The organism is Aestuariivivens insulae, assembly GCF_022662195.1.
Lineage (GTDB): Bacteria > Bacteroidota > Bacteroidia > Flavobacteriales > Flavobacteriaceae > Aestuariivivens > Aestuariivivens insulae.
On record NZ_JAKMCS010000001.1, the window covers coordinates 452448 to 471017 of the forward strand.

Consider the following 18570-nt stretch of genomic DNA (forward strand, 5'->3'; position numbering starts at 1 on the left):
TATAAGTAAATTTCAAATGAATAAACAAAGCTTAATAATTACTTCTTTTATCATGCTTACGCTTACAGCTTGTAGGTTTGAATATAAAATCAAAAGGACGGTTAATGTTAATCAGTTTACTTCAGAAGACTTAATTGGACATTGGGTCAAAGACGATACAAGTACTGAAACTATGGATTTCAAGAGTAGTGCAATTCAAAAAATAAATTTGAAAAAAGCTTTCAAAGCAGAAGTTGAATTACTGGATTCAATAGGATATAAAACGGTTAAGGGCAATTGGGAAATAAACCCTAATGTTAAGATGGGGTCAAATGTAGCGTTTAAAGCAGAGTTGGCAGTCACGTATAATATGGATGAAGATAATCTCCAAACATTTCTTTTCACTATAGAACAAGAAAATGATCAAATAACATTGAAAATAAACGGATTAAGGTTTGAAAAGGTTTAAATTTAGAATAACAAAAAAAATAAGATGAATATCAAAATAGGTTAAAAGGGTGGTAGATATTCGTAAATAAAAGGTTGACAAATAACATCAACCTTTTATTTTTTATTGAATTATCTGCTCAATATTCTATTATATAATTTTTCTTTAGCCCCTTCATCGTCGCCACAAAGCCATTGAATGACATTGTCTTCCCATATGGCATCGCGTTCTTCTTCGTTGATAATGTTTCTTTCTATGGCTAAATCTAAAATTTTTCCTGGATAGGACGATTGTTTGGCGCTTTCCATTTCACCTAACGGATAAGGGTCGTCCAATCCCATTAATACTTGTTTAGAGCCTTGGTTTTTTATTAACAGTTCTAAGGAGCCTGTATCATGTACCAAGGTGTCAAAAAAGATGTTTTTATGCCCTACGGCTTTTCTGGGGTGGTGTTTGCCTTCAAAAAGGTCGGGGCGTCCATCAAACCCTTGAATACGGCGCCCCAGATTAATCTGTGCCAGCTGTCCACCATGGGCAAAGCAGGTACGCATGTTAGGGTATTTTTCCTGATAGCCGTTAAGTGTTAAAAAATGATAGGCGTCGGCACATTGGGCAAGCATCCAAATGAGATGAAAACGCCAGGATGTATTTTCCAGTTTAATGAATTTCTCGCCATCGTAAGGGTGTATTTCAATGGCTAGATTGTATTTGTTGGCCAGTTCAAATAAGGGCTCGTTTTCTTCATCGAAAATGCAACGCCAGGTACCAATAGTGTCCATATAATGGGTAGGTAAACAAAGAAGCTGCAAACCTAGAGATTCCACACAGCGTTCTATTTCCCAACAGGCACTTCTTAAAAACCCGGGATGCACCACAAAACCACAGGTAAATTTGCTAGGGTGGTCGTGTTGTATGCGGGCGTTAAAATCGTTTTGAAACCGTAGTGCGGTTTTCATTTCTTCAACTCGCAGACCATTGCCATAAAGTTGCGATAAGTTTAAAACAACGGCATGGTCTATATGAAATCGATCCATCCACTCCAATTTCTCATGTAAAAAGAAACTGGAATCGGTTATAGGGCGGTTCCAGTCTTTTTGTAACATAAATTTCCGATCCTTATCCACCCAAAAAATCCCTTTTTCACGCATGTAATCTGGGATTTCCTCTGGATAGGGCAAGAGGTGGGAATGGCCATTTATACGAAGTTTCCGTTTTTTCATCTATTGTTGTTGCTAGGCTTTAGCCATGGCAATATTTTTTATTATGAGTCATTTCGTCACTTCCCCGTATATTGATGGTCGGGTTTATATGACGTTTTTTTAAATTAATCGATTTTAACCTTTTTGGGCGGTTGCATCACCTCGCCACAGTTGGGACAAGTTCTTTTATCTTCATCGCTGTAATAGTTATCGAAAATCTTGGGCATATCGGTTTCAATGTTTTCCAACGTAAAATCTTCCTCGTATAATTTAGTGGTGCAATGTTCGCAAAACCATAAAAGCGCATCCTTCATGCCCTCGGGACGTTTGTATTCTATAACCAATCCAACCGTATGGGCTCCACGTTGTGGTGAATGTGGCACTTTAGGCGGTAATAAGTAAATGTCCCCTTCTTTAATGTGAACCTCTTTTGGTGTGCCTTTATCAATAATCTTTAGAACAATGTCGCCTTCAACTTGATAGAAAAACTCAGGTGTTTCATTGTAATGGTAGTCTTTTCTGCTGTTGGGCCCACCAACCACCATAACAATAAAATCGCCATCTTTCCAAACCACTTTATTGCCTACAGGAGGTTTTAAAAGGTGTCTGTTTTCTTCAATCCAAGCTTTAAAATTTAATGGTGAAACTAAATTACCCATATGATTGTTTTTTGTGTTATTAATTTTTAGTCGCAACAGCAATTTTTGTCGCTTTTGGCTTTTTCAAAACATTCCTTTCCTTCTTTAAAAGCAAAGTATGAAAGTCCAAGCGTACCAATGCTATCTATGTATGGAATTCCAAAGAGTTCATAAATGCCACTACTTACAAGCAAAATAATGGACATATATACACAAACCAGAGTGCAATTTGCATCGGCTAAAATTGGTGCAGAGTCTAATTGGGTTCCTACTTTTCTTTTCCAAACCACCAAAATCCACATGATTAGAATTGAAATTATAGAAATTACAACGCCCCAAAAAGTGGTTAATGGTTTATGGCCTGTATAAATGTTATAAAGGCTCGTTATTACAAGCCCAAAAACCAATATATAAAAGGCGGTCCCGGTAATTCGTAATGCGGTTCGTTCAAAATTATCGCGTTTGCTGTTAGGGTTATTCTGAATTCTAAGCACCATATGGGCAATTCCAAATCCGGAGATAACTTCAATAAAACTATCGGACCCAAAACCAAAAAGAGCCAGACTTTCATCTTCAAATCCAAGATATGTTGAAATTAATCCTTCTGCAATGTTGTATATTATGGTAAATACAGCAAGTCCGAAAGCAACCTTAAACCATCTTTTGTGATCTGTCATTAAAATCGATTCCATTTTATTTGTTATAAGGGGATAAAACTTAAGTGTAAAACCTATTGCCCCTTTGTGTTACAGTTATAAAGTTACAAACTTTTTGTGCGTCCGCCATCAACAGGAATGTTAATTCCGTTAACGTAGCTTGCGGCTTCACTAGCTAAAAAGGTAATAACATTGGCTGTTTCCTCAGGTTTTGCAAAACGTTTTGCCGGTGTATAGTTTTTCATGATTTCGGCCATATCTTCAACACTCTTATCTTCGTTCGCCGCTTTTATTTTTATAATTTCCGTAAGGCGTTCCGTTTCGGTGAACCCAGGTAGTACGTTATTAACGGTTATACCAAAGGCACCAACTTCGGTGGCCAGTGTTTTGCTCCAATTGCCCACGGCTCCCCTAATGGTGTTGCTTACTCCAAGCCCGGGAATAGGCTCTTTGACCGATGTGGAAATGATATTAATAATTCTACCAAAACCAGTCTCTTTCATAAAAGGAATAGTAGATTGTGCTAGTACATGGTTGCATTTAAGATGTAGGGTGAAGGCTTTTTCAAATTCTTCTAAACTTGCGTTTAAGATATCACCACTTCTTGGACCACCGGTATTATTAACTAGAATGTGAAACCCATGGTGTTTTTCAATGTATTTGATAACTTGTTCCTGAACATCCCTTGGGTTAGAAAAATCGGCTACAATATAACTATGGTTGCCAATTTTTGGTAACTCGGCCAAGACTTCTTTTAATCGTTCTCTATTTCTGGCTACTAGTATAACATTTGCACCTTCTTGTGCTAATGCTATCGCTGTTGCTTTTCCTATGCCTTGTGTGCTTCCACAAACCAAGGCGTTTTTGTTGTTAAGGTTTAAATTCATAAGATGCCCCTCCTAACCTCCCCATTTCGACTGCGCTCAATGCAGGCTCGGGAGGAACTCTTCTAGGGGTTTAGAGTTTGTTACACTTTATTGTTTTTGCACTCCCTCCCTTTGGGAGGGTTGGGGAGGGCTAATATTTTATACATACATTTTTAGGTTCTGTAAAAAAACGCAAGGCTTCAAACCCGCCTTCACGCCCTATGCCACTAGCCTTAATGCCTCCAAAAGGGGTGCGTAAATCCCGCATCATCCATGTGTTTACCCAAACAATGCCCGTTTGGAGTTGGTTGCTCAGTCTTATGGTTCGCTTTAAATCGTTTGTCCAAATACTGGCAGAAAGCCCATACTTTACCATATTTGCCATTTGTAGCACTTCGTCTTCAGTATTAAATGGCATGATGGAGACCACGGGGCCAAAAATTTCTTCTTGGTTTATGGTACAATCATTAGTGTCTACTTCAATAACTGTTGGCTCAAGGTAATAACCATTTTCATAGCCTTTAACGATTGTTCTATGGCCTCCACATAGGATTTTACCGTGCTCTTGTTTTGCCGTGTTTATATATTGCAATACCTTATCTAAATGTGGTTCTGAAACTAAAGCACCAATATCCGTACTCGTTTCAGAGGGGTGTCCTACTTTTAGTTGTTTTACTTGCGCGATAAAATCGGCTTTAAATGTATCATAAATTGAAGACTCTACAAAAATGCGGCTACCACACAAACAAATTTGGCCTTGGTTGGCAAATGATGATCTTACGGTGGTTTTCAGCATATCTTTGTAATCACAATCGGCAAAAATAAGGTTAGGGTTTTTTCCGCCTAGTTCCAAAGATAACTTTTTAAACATAGGAGCAGCTATTTTTGCGATATGTGCTCCTGTTTTAGTGCCACCTGTAAATGAAATGGCTTTAATGTCTGGATGTTCTATAATGGCTTGCCCTGTTGTGGAACCTAGGCCATGTACTATATTTAAAACACCTGCCGGTAATCCAGCTTCATTGCAGATATTGCCCAATAGACAAGCGGTCATTGGTGTTACCTCGCTGGGTTTTGCCACCACACAATTACCAGCTGCTAGTGCAGGGGCAATCTTCCAGGTAAAGAGATAGAGTGGGAGGTTCCAAGGGGAAATACATCCAACGACACCTATAGGTCGCCTTAGCGTATAATTGATAGCTTGTTGTCCTATGCTGTCATGGCTTTCACTTGCAAACTGGGTAATGGCATTGCCAAAAAACCTAAAATTACTGGATGCTCTGGGAATGTCAACGCTTTTAGCAAGGCTTATGGGTTTGCCATTATCCTTACTTTCAGCTTCGGCAAATTGTTGAAGGTTGGCTTCTAACAATTCTGAAATCTTAATCAGTATTCTACTGCGTTCCTCTAACGTGGTTTGTGACCAACTTGGGAAGGCAGATTGTGCGGCGATATAAGCATTTTCTACATCGGCTTTTGATGCGTTTGGAATTTTGCCGTATACTTCACCACTGGCAGGACAATAATTGTCTATCCATTCATTGGAAATGGGATCGTAAAATTGGCCGTTAATGAAGTTTTGGATTTTCATGTTCTGTTAAACAAATTATCTGTTGTATCCTGTATAAGCAACTACTTTTATCTCAACCACTAAATCTGGATGAGGTAATTGGTGCGCTGCAACCGTTGTTCTGGTGGGGCCTGTTTCTACATCAAAAAATTCGGCGTAGGCTTTATTATAGCCCGCAAAATCGTTCATGTTTACCAAGAATGTTGTAACATCTACTACATCTTTTAACGAAGCCCCTTCTTTAGCTAAATTTTTATCTATATTTTTTAAAACTTCTCGAGTTTGAACTTCAATGTTGAGGTGTTTTGTTCCTATATCATCAATTATTTCCACACCAGCAATGGAGTTGTCTGCTCGTCTGGAACTGGTTCCGGAAACAAATATAAAATCACCAATACGTTTAGTATGTGGGTAGGCTCCTCTAGGGGTTACGTTCATTCCTGCGGAAGCAGGAATCTCCTCTTTTTTATTGCTCATCTTTATATATCTTAGTTAAGCTAATATTTATGGTTTTTGAGATGCTTTCAGTATTCTATCTAGCTAACAATTATTGCTTTAATCCTGCAATTCTATCATCTTCAAGAATGGCCTCGGTTTCTTGTTTTATTTGCTGTAATATCGATTTTAAATCATCATTTATATTTAATTTACCATCAGCCATTAAGTTTAAAATGGCCTTATCTTGTGCGCGCCCCCTCAACATGGCTTCTCTATAACCAATATCTTCATTAAATGTAACCAAAGCATATTTTGATGCATAGTCGTTTGGAAATTCTTTTTCTAAAGCCATCTCTAATTTACGCTTTTCTTGGAACATAGGATTGGCTACATGGTCTCGCATTTCATAAAAATTATCGTTAGCCAAATCGGCTATGGCATCGGTGTCTTTTTTTCGGACTTTTTCATATTCGGCAAAAACGGTTTCCCAATGACCCTCATGTTTATCTAAAATAGTGTCAAAAACAACCACATCTTCAAACGAGGCATTCATGCCTTGCCCGTAAAAGGGGACAATGGCGTGGGCTGCATCGCCCATCAATAAGGTGTTGCCTTTGTAATGCCAAGGTGAGCATTTTACCGTTCCCAATGGTGATGTTGGGTTGTTAAAGAAATCGTCCAAGACATTTGGCATTAATGCTAAGGCGTCTGGAAATTCTTTTTGAAAGAACTTCTTAACAATAGTGTTGTTGGTTAAGTTGTTAAAGTTGTATTCGCCTTCATTATAACTTAAAAACAAGGTTACTGTAAAGCTGCCATCCAAGTTAGGTAAGGCGATGAGCATAAAATCACCTCTGGGCCAGATATGAAGGGCGTTTTTAAACGTTTTGTATGTGCCGTTAGCATCGGGCTGGATGCTTAACTCTTTATAGCCATGTGTTAAATAGTTTTGAGAGAAGCTAAACAAGAACTTTTTACCTAAAAAATAGCTTTTTCTCATGGCCGAACCTGCACCGTCTGTTGCAATAATAACATCGGCATCTTCTACAAAGTCGGTATTGGTATCGTAATCTTTAAATAGGGCTGTAGTTTTTTCGAAGTTTACCGATTTACATTTTTTATTAAAATAAATGGAAACATTATCATGCTTTTCGGCTTCATCCAATAGTAAGGCATTAAGTCCGCCACGGGAAATGGAATTGATATATTCATGGTCACGACCGCTATAATTGGATTGGAATGTATTGCCCTGCTTGTCGTGAATCATTCGGCCGTACATGGGGATGCATAGAGACTTTACTTTATCTTCTATGCCCACTAATTTCATGGCTTTAATGCCCCGATCTGAAAAGGCTAGATTGATGGAGCGGCCAGCACTTATATTTACTTTCCGCAAGTCGGGTCGCATTTCATAAACGGTAACATTGTAGCCACGCTGTCCTAAACGTAAAGCTAAAAGGCTGCCACATAGGCCAGCGCCAATAATGAGTATGTTTTGGGCCCCATCTAAATCTTCCCCTAAGGGGAAGACTTGCTTTTTCGTATTGTTTTTATTTTTCAACTTTTAATAGTTAATGTTCAGGTTTGTTTTCATTTCGGTTAGTTCCCTCTCCTTTGGAGAGGGCTAGGGAGAGGCGTATTTTTTCAACCAATCGATAGACATCTTCAAACGAATTGTATAGTGGTACGGGTGCACAACGAATAACATCGGGTTCTCGCCAATCACTAATAACACCTGCTTTAGTTAGTTTATCATGCAAATTTTTATCGGCATTCTTAACTTGAATGGATAGTTGGCAACCGCGTTCTTGAGGGTTACTGGGCGTAATGATTCTAATCACATCCTCGCCTAATTGTTTCAGTAAAAATTCGAAGTAACTCGTTAGCTTTTTAGATTTTTCAATTAGGTTTTCAATACCGGCTTGATTAAAAATATCTAGCGAGGCTTTTATGGCAGCCATAGATAAAATGGGCGGATTGCTTAGTTGCCAGCCTTCGGCTCCGGGCAATTGGTCAAACTCGTGCCTCATATTAAAACGGGTTTGTTTATTATGGCTCCACCAGCCTGTAAAACGGTTGAGGTCTTTACGGTGGGCATGGCGTTCGTGAACAAAGCAGCCTGCTAAACTTCCAGGACCGGAATTTAAGTATTTATAAGTACACCAAACAGCAAAATCGGCTCCCGAGTCATGCAAATTTAGTTTTACATTGCCTGCGCCATGGGCGCAATCAAACCCTACTTTGCAACCGTATTGGTGTCCTAATTGAGTGATGCGCTTTAAATCGAAATATTGTCCAGTATAATAGTTAACCCCACCTATCATAATAAGAGCGATTTCATCACCTTGGGTTTTAAGGATTTGTTCTAAATCTTCATAGCGTAACAATTCTTCATGTTCTCGAGGTTTCCAAAGGATTAAGCCTTCTTTGTCGTCAAACCCATGATGGCGTAATTGCGACTCTACGGCATACTTATCGGAAGGGAATGCATCACTTTCAATAAGGATTTTATAACGAGTTTTTGTGGGTTGGTAAAACGATACCATCATAAAATGCAGATTGGCTGTAAGTGTATTCATTACAACTACTTCAATAGGCTTGGCACCAACAATTTCAGCCATGTTTTTGGTTAAGAACTCGTGGTATGGGAGCCAAGGATTTTTGGCTTCGGTATGCCCCTCAACGCCTAAATTGGCCCAGTCTTCAAGTTCTTGGTTTATGTAGTTCTTGGTTTGTTTTGGTTGTAACCCCAGTGAATTGCCTGTCATATAAATTAACTCATTTTCTTGGGCATCCTTGGGGATGTGAAATAGGTTTCTGTAGGACTTTAATATGTCGTTTTGATCTTGCTCTATGGCATAATCAAGACCTAATTTATGTTCGGACAAGATGAATTGTTTTTCTGTTCCTAACAAAAATAAGAATTATAATTTTTGAAATAAGAACATGAACAGGGATTTTCGAGATGACATTTTTGTATATTTACTATATACTGCTAAGATTGATTATACGTTGTGGTCTTAGAGCTTCTTTGTTGGTTTTATTATAATATAAAAATAGCAAAGGGATATATGGTATTTTTATTAATAGTTTTTTGTTATGAGTACTAAAAAAGAATATACCAATGGTGAAGTGACCGTAGTTTGGGAAGCTAATAAGTGTGTACACTCTGGTGTTTGTGTTAGAGGGCTTCCTAAAGTGTTTAGGCCTAAAGAGAGGCCTTGGGTGCGAATACAGGCTGCAGATACTAATGCTATTATAAATCAGGTGAAGCATTGTCCATCGGGGGCATTGCATTATTATTTAAATGGTGAGACAAAGCAAGCTACTAATCCAGAAAATACCAAGGTAGAGGTTATGAATAATGGTCCGCTATTAGTGCACGGGACATTAGAGGTTACCCATAAAGATGGTAGGAAGGAGTTAAAACAAAAGACCACTGCTTTTTGTAGATGTGGAAGTTCAAACAATAAGCCATTTTGTGATGGTAGTCATTCGAAGAAAGGCTTTGTGGATTAGCCGATTTTAAAGGCCTTTTACAAATAGGCTAGTGTGAAGCTTTTAATCTTGCTCCAAGTGTCCAATAGCAAAGCGATTTCATTAGGATTGGCACCCCAACCGTGGCCAGCATCTGGATAGAGCGTAAACTCGTTTGCGACATTTAGCGTGTTCAATTTATCTCTTAAATCGGTTCCCTGGCTTGTTGGAACTAAAGGGTCTTGTCCGCCATAGAATAAAATAGTTGGTGGCGAAGTTGTTGTGGCTCGGTGTAGAGGGCTAACTTCCTTGAGATAATCTTCGGACGGGTTCACACCGTACACATTAAGTAATTCTTGTAATAAAGGGTCGGTGTTATTTGTGTAGGCGGGGTCTAAAAAGTTGGTTGGTCCCACAATACTGCAAACCATATTGACATTGTTTTGGGTGTCGAAAGCATAACTCCATAAAAGGGATAAATGGCCACCCGCACTAGTGCCTAAGAAACCATAGTTTTCAGAAATCACATAATCATCTTTTTTGGCTTTTAGTTGGTTTATTACTGAAGTAATATCATCAATTTGCATAGGGTAAGGCGGATTGTTTTCATCGGATAGCCTATAATTGATGTTCACTAAAGCAATATCTGGAAAATCGGCTCTATATAGTCCAATTAGAGCATCCATGCTACTTTTGTCTCCAGAACTCCAGCCTCCTCCGTGGACTAAAATCATAACTTTGGTTTGTTTTGTTCTGTCTTCGGGAAGGTAAATGTCATAGATTTGATTGCTATCTGAACCATAAGAGACATCAGTTAGTTTTAGAGATTCTAGTTTTTCGGAATTGGAATCGCCACTATCATCTGAACAAGAAAAAGACAATAAAAAGAATAGTATTAGTGATAAGGTAGGTGTAATTAGTTTCATCTGTCTATAATATTATTTTTCAGAGGCCATGATTTACTTCTATTGATATTGGTGTCCAGACTAATGGTGGTTCAATACATGGTTTTAATAACTTAAAAGAAAAAGATATATTGCCTGCTTTTTATGTGTAAATATAAAAAAAGAGCCTTATAAATAGTCTTATAAGGCTCTTGTCTAATATGTGTTGTTATTGATTTACCAAAACATGGCATACAATACGGTTAGTATAAGTAATACTGCAAACGAACCAATATTGAATATTGGCGATGTTTTGAACAGTGCCTTAGTGATAGGGATCCCTTTATCGTCATCGGCTCCTTTATGTTGCATATAACTATAAATAGCAATTACAATCATGGTTAATAACAAGGTGTATCCCATTTGGTCCATAAAAGGAACATCAACAAAAAATGGAGAGGTAGACCATCCTTTAGGAGCTACCTTAAAGTACATGGCAATTGGAATTGAAGACAAAGCACCAACAATGGCGGCTTTGTTTGTTGTTTTCTTCCAGAACAAACCAAGTAAGAATACGGCCAATATACCTGGACTTACCACGCCTGTATATTCTTGTATGAACAGGAATGCCTGATCTAAATTTCCTAAAAGAGGCGCCATAATACATGCAATGACCAATGCAACGAATGCAGAAATACGCCCCATATTTACTGTAGCTTTATCACCTGCAGTTTTGTTGATATACTGTTTGTATATATCCATGGTGAAAATGGTGGATGTTGAATTTAACATCGATGCCAAAGATGATACAATTGCAGCAGCCAGGGCTGCAAAGGCAACACCTTTTAGGCCTGTTGGTAAGAATTGTAATAACCAAGGATAGGCTTTGTCGGCCTGTTCTAAAGATGGTATGTTTCTAGTAGCTACTTCGCCCAAGCTTGCCATTAATTCAGGATCGTTAATGATTACATAAGCAGCAATTCCAGGAATAACAACAATTAAAGGAATGACCAGCTTTAAAAATGCAGCCAATAAAATACCCTTTTGGGCCTCTCTTAAAGATTTGGCAGCCAGTGTCCTTTGGATAATATATTGGTTGAAGCCCCAATAGTATAGATTGGCGACCCACATACCCCCAACTAATACACCTAGACCAGGTAGGTTTTTGTATTCTGGGTTAGATTTGTCCAGGATCATTTCAAAGCGTTCTGGAACAGCTTCGAAAACCGTATTGAGACCAGCAACAAAACCGTGTCCTCCAGATACAGTATTCAAGGCTAAATAAGTAGTTACCAAACCACCCATAACCAAAAAGACCACTTGGATAACATCGGTCCATGCTACAGCCGATAGTCCCCCATAAAGGGAGTAAGCCGCTGCGAATAGTGCCAATCCCATAACACCATATATTAGAGGGATTCCCATAATGGTTTCTAAGGCTAGTGCCCCCAAATATAAAACCGTAGTAAGGTTAACAAACACATAAAGAGCGATCCAGAATACAGCCAATATGGTTTTTAGGTTGGTAGAATATCTTTTTTCAACAAATTCGGGAATGGTATAAAGCCCTTTTTCAATAAAAATGGGCAAAAAGTATTTACCTACTATAATTAAGGTTATGGCTGCCATCCACTCGTAAGAGGCTATGGCCAAACCAGAGGCGAAGCCCGAGCCGGACATGCCTATAAATTGTTCGGCAGAGATATTGGCGGCTATTAATGAAGCACCAATGGCCCACCAGGGCAATGACTTACTCGCTAAAAAATAATCTTCGGCATTTTTTTGATGCCCTTTTTTGTCTCTTGAAACCCAAAGTCCTACGCCCAATATTAAAATGGCGTAAGCAATGAATACAACATAATCCCATTCGTGAAATCCAGATGTCATAGTTTAATAAGTATTTAGTTAGTTGAAATCCATAAAAATATGGATATAAAAAAGCCAAATATATAAATTAAAATTTAAACTTAGTGTTAAAAAAAACAAACTAGTAGGGAGTGGTAGGGTTTTAAAAAAAATATTATATCTTTGTAACCGTTATGATATCCATAAAGAGTAATGTAGGTAAAGCAAAGTACAAGCAAATTGTTAGTTCAATTGAAGATGCTATAGCTACAGGTGTGCTTAAAAAGGGGGATAGAATACCTTCTATTAATGAGGTTAAGGCTTTGCACTCTTTATCACGGGATACGGTTTTAATGGCATTTAATGAATTAAAAAACCGGGGTATCATACAATCGGTTGTGGGGAAGGGGTACTTTGTTTCTAGTGAGGCTATTCATGTTGATCAAAATATATTTTTGCTTTTTGATGAGTTGAATTCGTTTAAGGAAGACTTATACAATTCATTTTTGGATCACCTGGGAGACAACGTTCATGTTGATATTTTCTTTCATCACTTCAACAAGGAACTCTTTGCTAAATTGATTAATGACAATATTGGAGCATATAATAATTATGTGATAATGCCTGCTAATTTGCCAGATACCAATACTGTGATAAAGAATTTGCCTGCGGATAGAGTATATATTTTAGACCAAATGCATGCCGATTTAAATGCATATGCAGCCATATATCAAAATTTCGAAGATGATATGTTTAAAAACCTTACTAACTTATCAAATCTTATCAATAAGTATAATAGGTTGATATTGGTTTTTTCCCAAGATAAACAACCAATGGGTATGTTAAGGGGATTTAAACGTTTTTGCGATGTAAATGGATTTGCTAGTTCAGTAATAGATACAGCTAAGCACCTTATGCCAAAGCAGGGCGAGGTATATATTATTCCAGACGACAAAGACCTGTTGTATACTATCAAGGCGCTTAAAAAGTATAATTTATCGTTAGCAAAAGATGTGGGGGTTATCTCTTATAACGATACCTTGCTTAAAGAAATTGTAGAAGGCGGTATAACAACTATATCAACAGATTTTAATGCTATGGGCAGGCGATTGGCAGAAATGATATGCAACAAAGAACATGAGCAAGTAGTGAACCCCAATAATTTAATTATTAGAAATTCTTTATAAATTTTTTGAATGTATAGTGTAAATCATAATAAAGTATCAAATGTATTAGAGGTAGAAAGCCCTAATAAAAAGTTATATGCTAAGATCTATTTAGATGAAGGAGCAAGTCTTCAGGAATTAACGCTAAGCGGACAAGCCATCATTCAGGATCTGTCCCCGTTAACTTATGCCAATACTTATGCGTCTTCCATTTTGTTTCCCTTTGCCAATAGGGTTAAAGGGGGAGTTTATACTTTTGAAGGAGACACGTATCAACTAGAAGCCAATCAAAGAGAAGAACATAATGCGTTGCACGGTTTGGTTTACAATAAAACCTTTAGTGTGGTTGATGGTCAAGTTGATGTGAATTCTGCTACACTAATATTGGAGTATAATGAAACCAATGCGTCTGTAGGATTTCCGTATACTTATCATATTCAATTAAAATATGTTTTTAGTCAAGAGGGCTTAAGTTTAGGTGTAATTGTTAAAAATACAAGTTCCAAAGCGTTTCCATTTACGCTAGGTTGGCACCCTTACTTTTGTAGTGATAACCTGTATGAAAGCGAAATACAAATGGACAGCTCCCAAAAAATAGTTCTGGGAGAAGGCAATATCACTAAAGGTGTTGAAAAAACGAATACAGAGTCGCCCCTAAAAATTAAAGATCAGCAGCTTGATGATTGTTGGATTTTAAATTCAGATGAGGTGGTTTTCAAGACGCCAAAATACCATTTGCAGTTCAATGCAACGGGAGACAATAATTATTTACAGTTATATACACCGCCAAAAACGAATACCATTGCTATAGAACCTACTACAGGAGTATCTGATAGTTTGAATAATAAGATTGGGTTACAAATTTTGCAACCCAATGAAGCCCATAATATGGAATGGCGCTTGAAAATAAAAGAAGACCACTAGATTACATCACAACATAAAACCATTAAATATTAATAGATGAAAGAACAGATGCTTAGTGAGGTTAAAAATGTATTCATAGAAAACTATGGAGTAGAGCCATTGCTTATTTTTTCACCTGGACGAATTAATATAATAGGCGAGCATACCGATTATAATGATGGCTTTGTCTTTCCGGCAGCCGTAGACAAAGGTATAGCTGCCGCAATACAGAAAAGCGATGCGCAATATTCATCGGCTCATGCTTTGGATATGGACGGGCATATTGAGTTTCAATTAGATCAACTAAAGCCACAAGCACAAGGAAGTTGGGAGAATTATGTTTTGGGTGTAGTGGCCGAAATTCAAAATAGAAATAAGGTTATTGGTAACTTTAATATTGTTTTTAAGGGCGATATACCAAGTGGAGCAGGCATGTCATCGTCTGCGGCATTAGAAAATAGTGTGGTGTTTGGTTTAAATGAACTTTTCAATTTAGGGTTGACCAAACATGAGATGATACTTATTTCACAAAAGGCAGAACACAATTACGTTGGTGTGAAATGTGGCATTATGGATCAATATGCCAGTATGTTTGGTAAAAAAGACCATGCTTTGCTTTTGGATTGCAGAACTGTGGAATCCAAACCTTATAAAATAGATTTTAAAGACCACCAGTTGATGCTCATCAATACCAATGTAAAGCACAGTCTGTCCGATAGTGCCTATAATGATAGGCGTTCGGCTTGCGAAAGCATTGCAGAATTATTGGGTATTAAGGCGTTAAGGGACGCTACGATTATAGATTTGGAAACTATAAAGGATAAAGTAACACCAGAGAATTACCAAAAGGCACTATTTGTTATTGAAGAAAACAATAGGGCCATTATGGCATCCAAGGCTATAGAAGATGGTGATTTGGAAACCCTCGGAAATTTAATTTATGGGTCACATAATGGTTTGTCAAAACAATATAAAGTAAGTTGTGAAGAGCTGGACTTTCTTGTAGAGCAGGCTAAGTTAAATAAGCAGGTTTTAGGAGCGAGAATGATGGGCGGTGGTTTTGGTGGCTGTACCATCAATTTGATAGAAAAAACAGCGGCCAATACTTTTGCCGAAACGGTTTCCAAGGCTTATGAAAAGGCTTTTGGTAAATCCTGTTCGGTTTATTTTATAGCACTTTCTGAAGGAACTCACATTGTTAAATAATATTAAAAGGGGATTAAGAGATGAACAATACAGATTTACAGGATTATTCACATAAACGATTCAATATTTTAACAGGAGAGTGGGTTTTGGTATCACCCCATCGTGCCAAACGACCTTGGCAAGGACAAAATGAAGCGGTGTCTAATGAAAAAAGACCCGCCTATGATGAAACGTGTTATTTATGTGCAGGAAATACTAGGATTAATGGAGAGATCAACCCTAAATACGAAGACGTTTTTATTTTTACTAACGATTTTGCAGCCTTACAAAGTGATTCACCTTCATTTCAACTGGAAGAAGGCTTATTAAAAGCACAAAGTGAAATCGGTATTTGTAAAGTGGTTTGTTTTAGTCCGGATCACTCTAAAAGTTTGGCCGATATGTCACCCAACGAAATTGAAAAAGTGGTTTTGGCCTGGCAAAAGGAATATAAGGCACTTGGTGAAAACGAATTAATCAACTACGTACAGATATTTGAAAATAAAGGTGCCGTAATGGGCTGTAGCAATCCACACCCCCATGGGCAAATTTGGAGCCAGTCTACACTTCCTAACGAAGTTGATAAAAAAAATACACAGCAACTAAACTACTATAAAACCAACAACAGTAGTTTGTTGGGCGATTACCTAAAGCAAGAACTGGAAAAGGAAGAACGCATTATTTTCCAGAACGATGCATTTGTGGTTTTAATTCCGTTTTGGGCCGTATGGCCATTTGAAGCTATGGTAGTTCCTAAAAAACATCAGTCCAGTATTTTGGAAATGGATGACAAGGAGACTTTACTTTATGCCGAAGCTATTTCAGTATTAACTAAAGCATACGATAAGTTGTTCAATACTTCATTCCCATATTCCAGTGGTATACACCAAGCTCCTACTAATGCCGGGGATAATGCCCATTGGCATTGGCACATGAGTTTTTACCCACCATTGTTGCGAAGTGCCACCGTTAAGAAATTTATGGTAGGCTATGAAATGTTTGGATCACCACAACGCGATATTACTGCCGAAACAGCAGCACAAAGAATAAAGGCTTTGATTTAGTTATCAGATTTTTGAGTTAGTCAGTAATAACCCGTTACCTTTCTTTTAAAGATTGGTGATGGGTTATTTTTTTTGTTGGTGTGCAAATGTTTAATTGGTATAAACCTATGAATAAATTAATAATTACAAATTTATCCTTAAACGGTGAAAAACTATGCTATTTGTTTATTTTTGAAGTAAATTGAAAGCATGAAGCTCTGTGCTGTTATATGGATATTACAGATAATGAAATATTAAAGCGCCTTAAAAAAGACGATAAAGTGTCTTTAACACTTCTATATGATCGTTATTGGAAGCCACTATTTATATCTTCCTATAACCTTTTAAAAGATAAGGAGCTATGTGAAGAGATTATACAAGACATATTCATTGACTTGTGGAGAGGGAGGGAGAAATTGGAAATAAAGATTTCTCTAAAATCCTACCTCTATGCCTGTGTGAGGTACAAAGTGTTCAATGAATTCAAAAAAAATAAAGTACAGCGTGTAGAATTGTTCGAAGGCTTAAACGATAGATTTCAGTATGCCACGCCGGAGACAAAAATAATGCACGACGAATTGGTGATGCAAATAGACACTATAGTAAACACTTTGCCTAAGCGATGTCAAGAAGTATATGTTTTGAGCAGAAATGAACAGCTTAGTCATAAAGAAATAGCTGAAAGACTAGGTATTTCTACAAAGACCGTTGAGAACCATATTACTTTAGCGCTTAAAATTTTAAAGTCTTCTTTAGGGTATTCGTTTTGTGTAGAAATGTTGTGTATGATATATTGATTTTCTTCAAATTACACATTTTTTATTTCAAATATTCATGTTTTTCTTTGTGTTTAAATAAAAAGACGATTTTTTATTTTTTTATAGGGGATTGTCTGTTTATTTTAGACTAAAAGGATATATCGGCCTCTTTTAAAATATTTGAATGGATAATAACGAATTGAACATAAAGTTTTTTCAGAGATTGATTGAAAGATATCTAGATGGAGAAACAACCGCAGACGAGTTGAAATTGCTCATAAACTATTATGAGAGTTTTCAAAAGGAAAACGAATGGGTTGAGGCTTTAGGACCGGAGCATGTTATAAAAGACCGTATGCTGGTTAATATTCTAGGGGCGATTAAAGACGATGAGGTCGCCAAAGGGCCAAAAGTGATTTCTTTATTCAAATCAAGGTTTTTAAAATATGCCGTAGCGGCATCAGTGATTGCCTTTGTTGCTGTTTATACATTGATGAATAGAGATGGCCTAAAGAACTCCCAGGGCGATACCATCGTTAATACCAGTATTGGAATAGGAACCAATAAAGCCATATTAACCAGAGGGGATGGTTCTAATATCATCCTTCAAAAAGGAGAACAATTTGCTTTGGATAATGTGGAGAGTAATGGAGAAGAATTAATTTACACCAATAGAGACACTGAAAAAACGGAAACAGCATATAATTACCTAACTATTCCCCGTGGAGGTCAATTTTTTGTAAAACTTTCAGATGGGACCCAAGTTTGGTTAAACTCTGAAACCAAACTAAAATATCCAGAAACCTTTGTGGATGGTCAAAAGCGCATGGTCGAGTTGTTGTATGGTGAAGCTTATTTTAAGGTGTCACCCAGCACGGCGCATAAAGGGTCTACATTCTTGGTGGCCAATAATAATCATGAAATAGAAGTGTTGGGAACCGAGTTCAATGTTAAGGCTTATAATAACGAGTCTAAGGTGACCACCACTTTAGTAGAAGGCAAGGTAAATATTAAGTATCAGGGAAAAGACCATGTTTTACTGCCCAATCAACAGTCTGTTTTAAATAGAAATACCAATACAATCACGTTTAATGAAGTCGATGTTATTCATGAAATATCTTGGAAAGAAGGTCTCTTTCGTTTCGATAATAAATCGTTAAAAGAAATTATGGTGGTACTATCCAGATGGTATGATTTTGATGTGGAGTTTAAGAATAAATCTGTTGAGAGTGAGTTGTTTTTCGGGACCTTGGGTAAGCATGAGAAGATTGAAGATATATTGAAAAACTTAAAAGAATTGGAAGTAATTAAAAACTACGAATTCCGTGAGAAAAAAATAATTATTGAATGAAACCAACATGATTAATATAATCTTTAAACATGCCATGAATCATTATTTTAATCATCAAAGGTTACATGAGTCCGTTAAAACAATAAAAATTAGCAAATGAAAAAAGGGAGTGAAGTTTAACATTTGGCCGTGTAACAACTTTCTCCCTCTTGTATGTACTAATT

General features: G+C 37.3%; 18 protein-coding genes. 8 read left to right on the plus strand and 10 right to left on the minus strand.

Annotation, left to right across the window (positions count from 1 at the left end; genetic code table 11):
• Positions 1-16: 16 nt before the first annotated feature.
• Positions 17-448 (plus strand): hypothetical protein, encoded by a 432-nt coding sequence (locus tag MR062_RS01815; protein ID WP_242202345.1) that lies wholly within the window; start codon positions 17-19, stop codon positions 446-448.
• 110 nt (positions 449-558) lie between these two features.
• Here MR062_RS01815 and MR062_RS01820 read toward each other — a convergent pair whose 3' ends face one another.
• The 8 genes from MR062_RS01820 to kynU all read right to left on the minus strand — a co-directional run bounded on the left by MR062_RS01820 (position 559) and on the right by kynU (position 8682).
• A complete protein-coding gene (locus MR062_RS01820) occupies positions 559-1647 on the minus strand; it encodes an amidohydrolase family protein (protein WP_242202346.1) in 1089 nt (362 codons plus the stop codon).
• A gap of 104 nt (positions 1648-1751) precedes the next feature.
• A complete protein-coding gene (locus MR062_RS01825) occupies positions 1752-2285 on the minus strand; it encodes a 3-hydroxyanthranilate 3,4-dioxygenase (RefSeq protein ID WP_242202348.1) in 534 nt (177 codons plus the stop codon).
• 26 nt (positions 2286-2311) lie between these two features.
• A complete protein-coding gene (locus tag MR062_RS01830) occupies positions 2312-2941 on the minus strand; it encodes a cation transporter (RefSeq protein ID WP_242202349.1) in 630 nt (209 codons plus the stop codon).
• A gap of 83 nt (positions 2942-3024) precedes the next feature.
• On the minus strand, positions 3025-3807 hold the full coding sequence (locus tag MR062_RS01835) for an SDR family oxidoreductase (protein ID WP_242202350.1): 783 nt from the start codon (positions 3805-3807) through the stop codon (positions 3025-3027).
• A 130-nt stretch (positions 3808-3937) separates the two neighbouring features.
• Positions 3938-5377, minus strand: coding sequence for an aldehyde dehydrogenase (locus MR062_RS01840; RefSeq protein ID WP_242202351.1), 1440 nt, complete (start codon positions 5375-5377; stop codon positions 3938-3940).
• A gap of 15 nt (positions 5378-5392) precedes the next feature.
• Positions 5393-5833: a RidA family protein gene (locus tag MR062_RS01845; protein ID WP_242202352.1), complete on the minus strand. Its 441-nt coding sequence runs from the start codon at positions 5831-5833 to the stop codon at positions 5393-5395.
• A 70-nt stretch (positions 5834-5903) separates the two neighbouring features.
• Positions 5904-7286 carry an FAD-dependent oxidoreductase gene (locus MR062_RS01850; RefSeq protein WP_242202526.1) on the minus strand — a complete coding sequence of 461 codons (1383 nt, stop codon included), beginning with the start codon at positions 7284-7286 and terminating at the stop codon, positions 5904-5906.
• 79 nt (positions 7287-7365) lie between these two features.
• Positions 7366-8682, minus strand: a complete 1317-nt coding sequence (gene kynU, locus MR062_RS01855) for a kynureninase (protein ID WP_242202353.1) — start codon at positions 8680-8682, stop codon at positions 7366-7368.
• A 211-nt stretch (positions 8683-8893) separates the two neighbouring features.
• Here kynU and MR062_RS01860 point away from each other — a divergent pair, with 211 nt between their 5' ends.
• Positions 8894-9313, plus strand: a complete 420-nt coding sequence (locus tag MR062_RS01860; RefSeq protein ID WP_242202354.1) for a (4Fe-4S)-binding protein — start codon at positions 8894-8896, stop codon at positions 9311-9313.
• Between the two features lie 17 nt (positions 9314-9330).
• Here the strand turns inward: MR062_RS01860 and MR062_RS01865 are convergent, their stop codons facing one another.
• Positions 9331-10197 (minus strand): alpha/beta hydrolase, encoded by an 867-nt coding sequence (locus MR062_RS01865; protein WP_242202355.1) that lies wholly within the window; start codon positions 10195-10197, stop codon positions 9331-9333.
• A gap of 195 nt (positions 10198-10392) precedes the next feature.
• Positions 10393-12042 (minus strand): sodium/sugar symporter, encoded by a 1650-nt coding sequence (locus MR062_RS01870; protein WP_242202357.1) that lies wholly within the window; start codon positions 12040-12042, stop codon positions 10393-10395.
• Between the two features lie 152 nt (positions 12043-12194).
• Here MR062_RS01870 and MR062_RS01875 point away from each other — a divergent pair, with 152 nt between their 5' ends.
• From MR062_RS01875 to MR062_RS01900, 6 genes are all read left to right on the plus strand, one after another.
• The gene (locus MR062_RS01875) at positions 12195-13187 is read left to right on the plus strand and encodes a GntR family transcriptional regulator (RefSeq protein ID WP_242202358.1); all 993 of its coding nucleotides are present in this window, start codon (positions 12195-12197) and stop codon (positions 13185-13187) included.
• Between the two features lie 9 nt (positions 13188-13196).
• Positions 13197-14090, plus strand: coding sequence for an aldose 1-epimerase (locus tag MR062_RS01880; RefSeq protein WP_242202360.1), 894 nt, complete (start codon positions 13197-13199; stop codon positions 14088-14090).
• 36 nt (positions 14091-14126) lie between these two features.
• The gene (gene galK / locus MR062_RS01885; protein ID WP_242202362.1) at positions 14127-15275 is read left to right on the plus strand and encodes a galactokinase; all 1149 of its coding nucleotides are present in this window, start codon (positions 14127-14129) and stop codon (positions 15273-15275) included.
• A 20-nt stretch (positions 15276-15295) separates the two neighbouring features.
• Positions 15296-16318: a UDP-glucose--hexose-1-phosphate uridylyltransferase gene (locus MR062_RS01890; RefSeq protein ID WP_242202363.1), complete on the plus strand. Its 1023-nt coding sequence runs from the start codon at positions 15296-15298 to the stop codon at positions 16316-16318.
• Between the two features lie 209 nt (positions 16319-16527).
• A complete protein-coding gene (locus MR062_RS01895) occupies positions 16528-17094 on the plus strand; it encodes an RNA polymerase sigma-70 factor (protein WP_242202364.1) in 567 nt (188 codons plus the stop codon).
• Between the two features lie 145 nt (positions 17095-17239).
• Complete coding sequence (locus MR062_RS01900; protein ID WP_242202365.1) at positions 17240-18406, plus strand: FecR family protein; 1167 nt, start codon at positions 17240-17242, stop codon at positions 18404-18406.
• Positions 18407-18570: the final 164 nt, after the last annotated feature.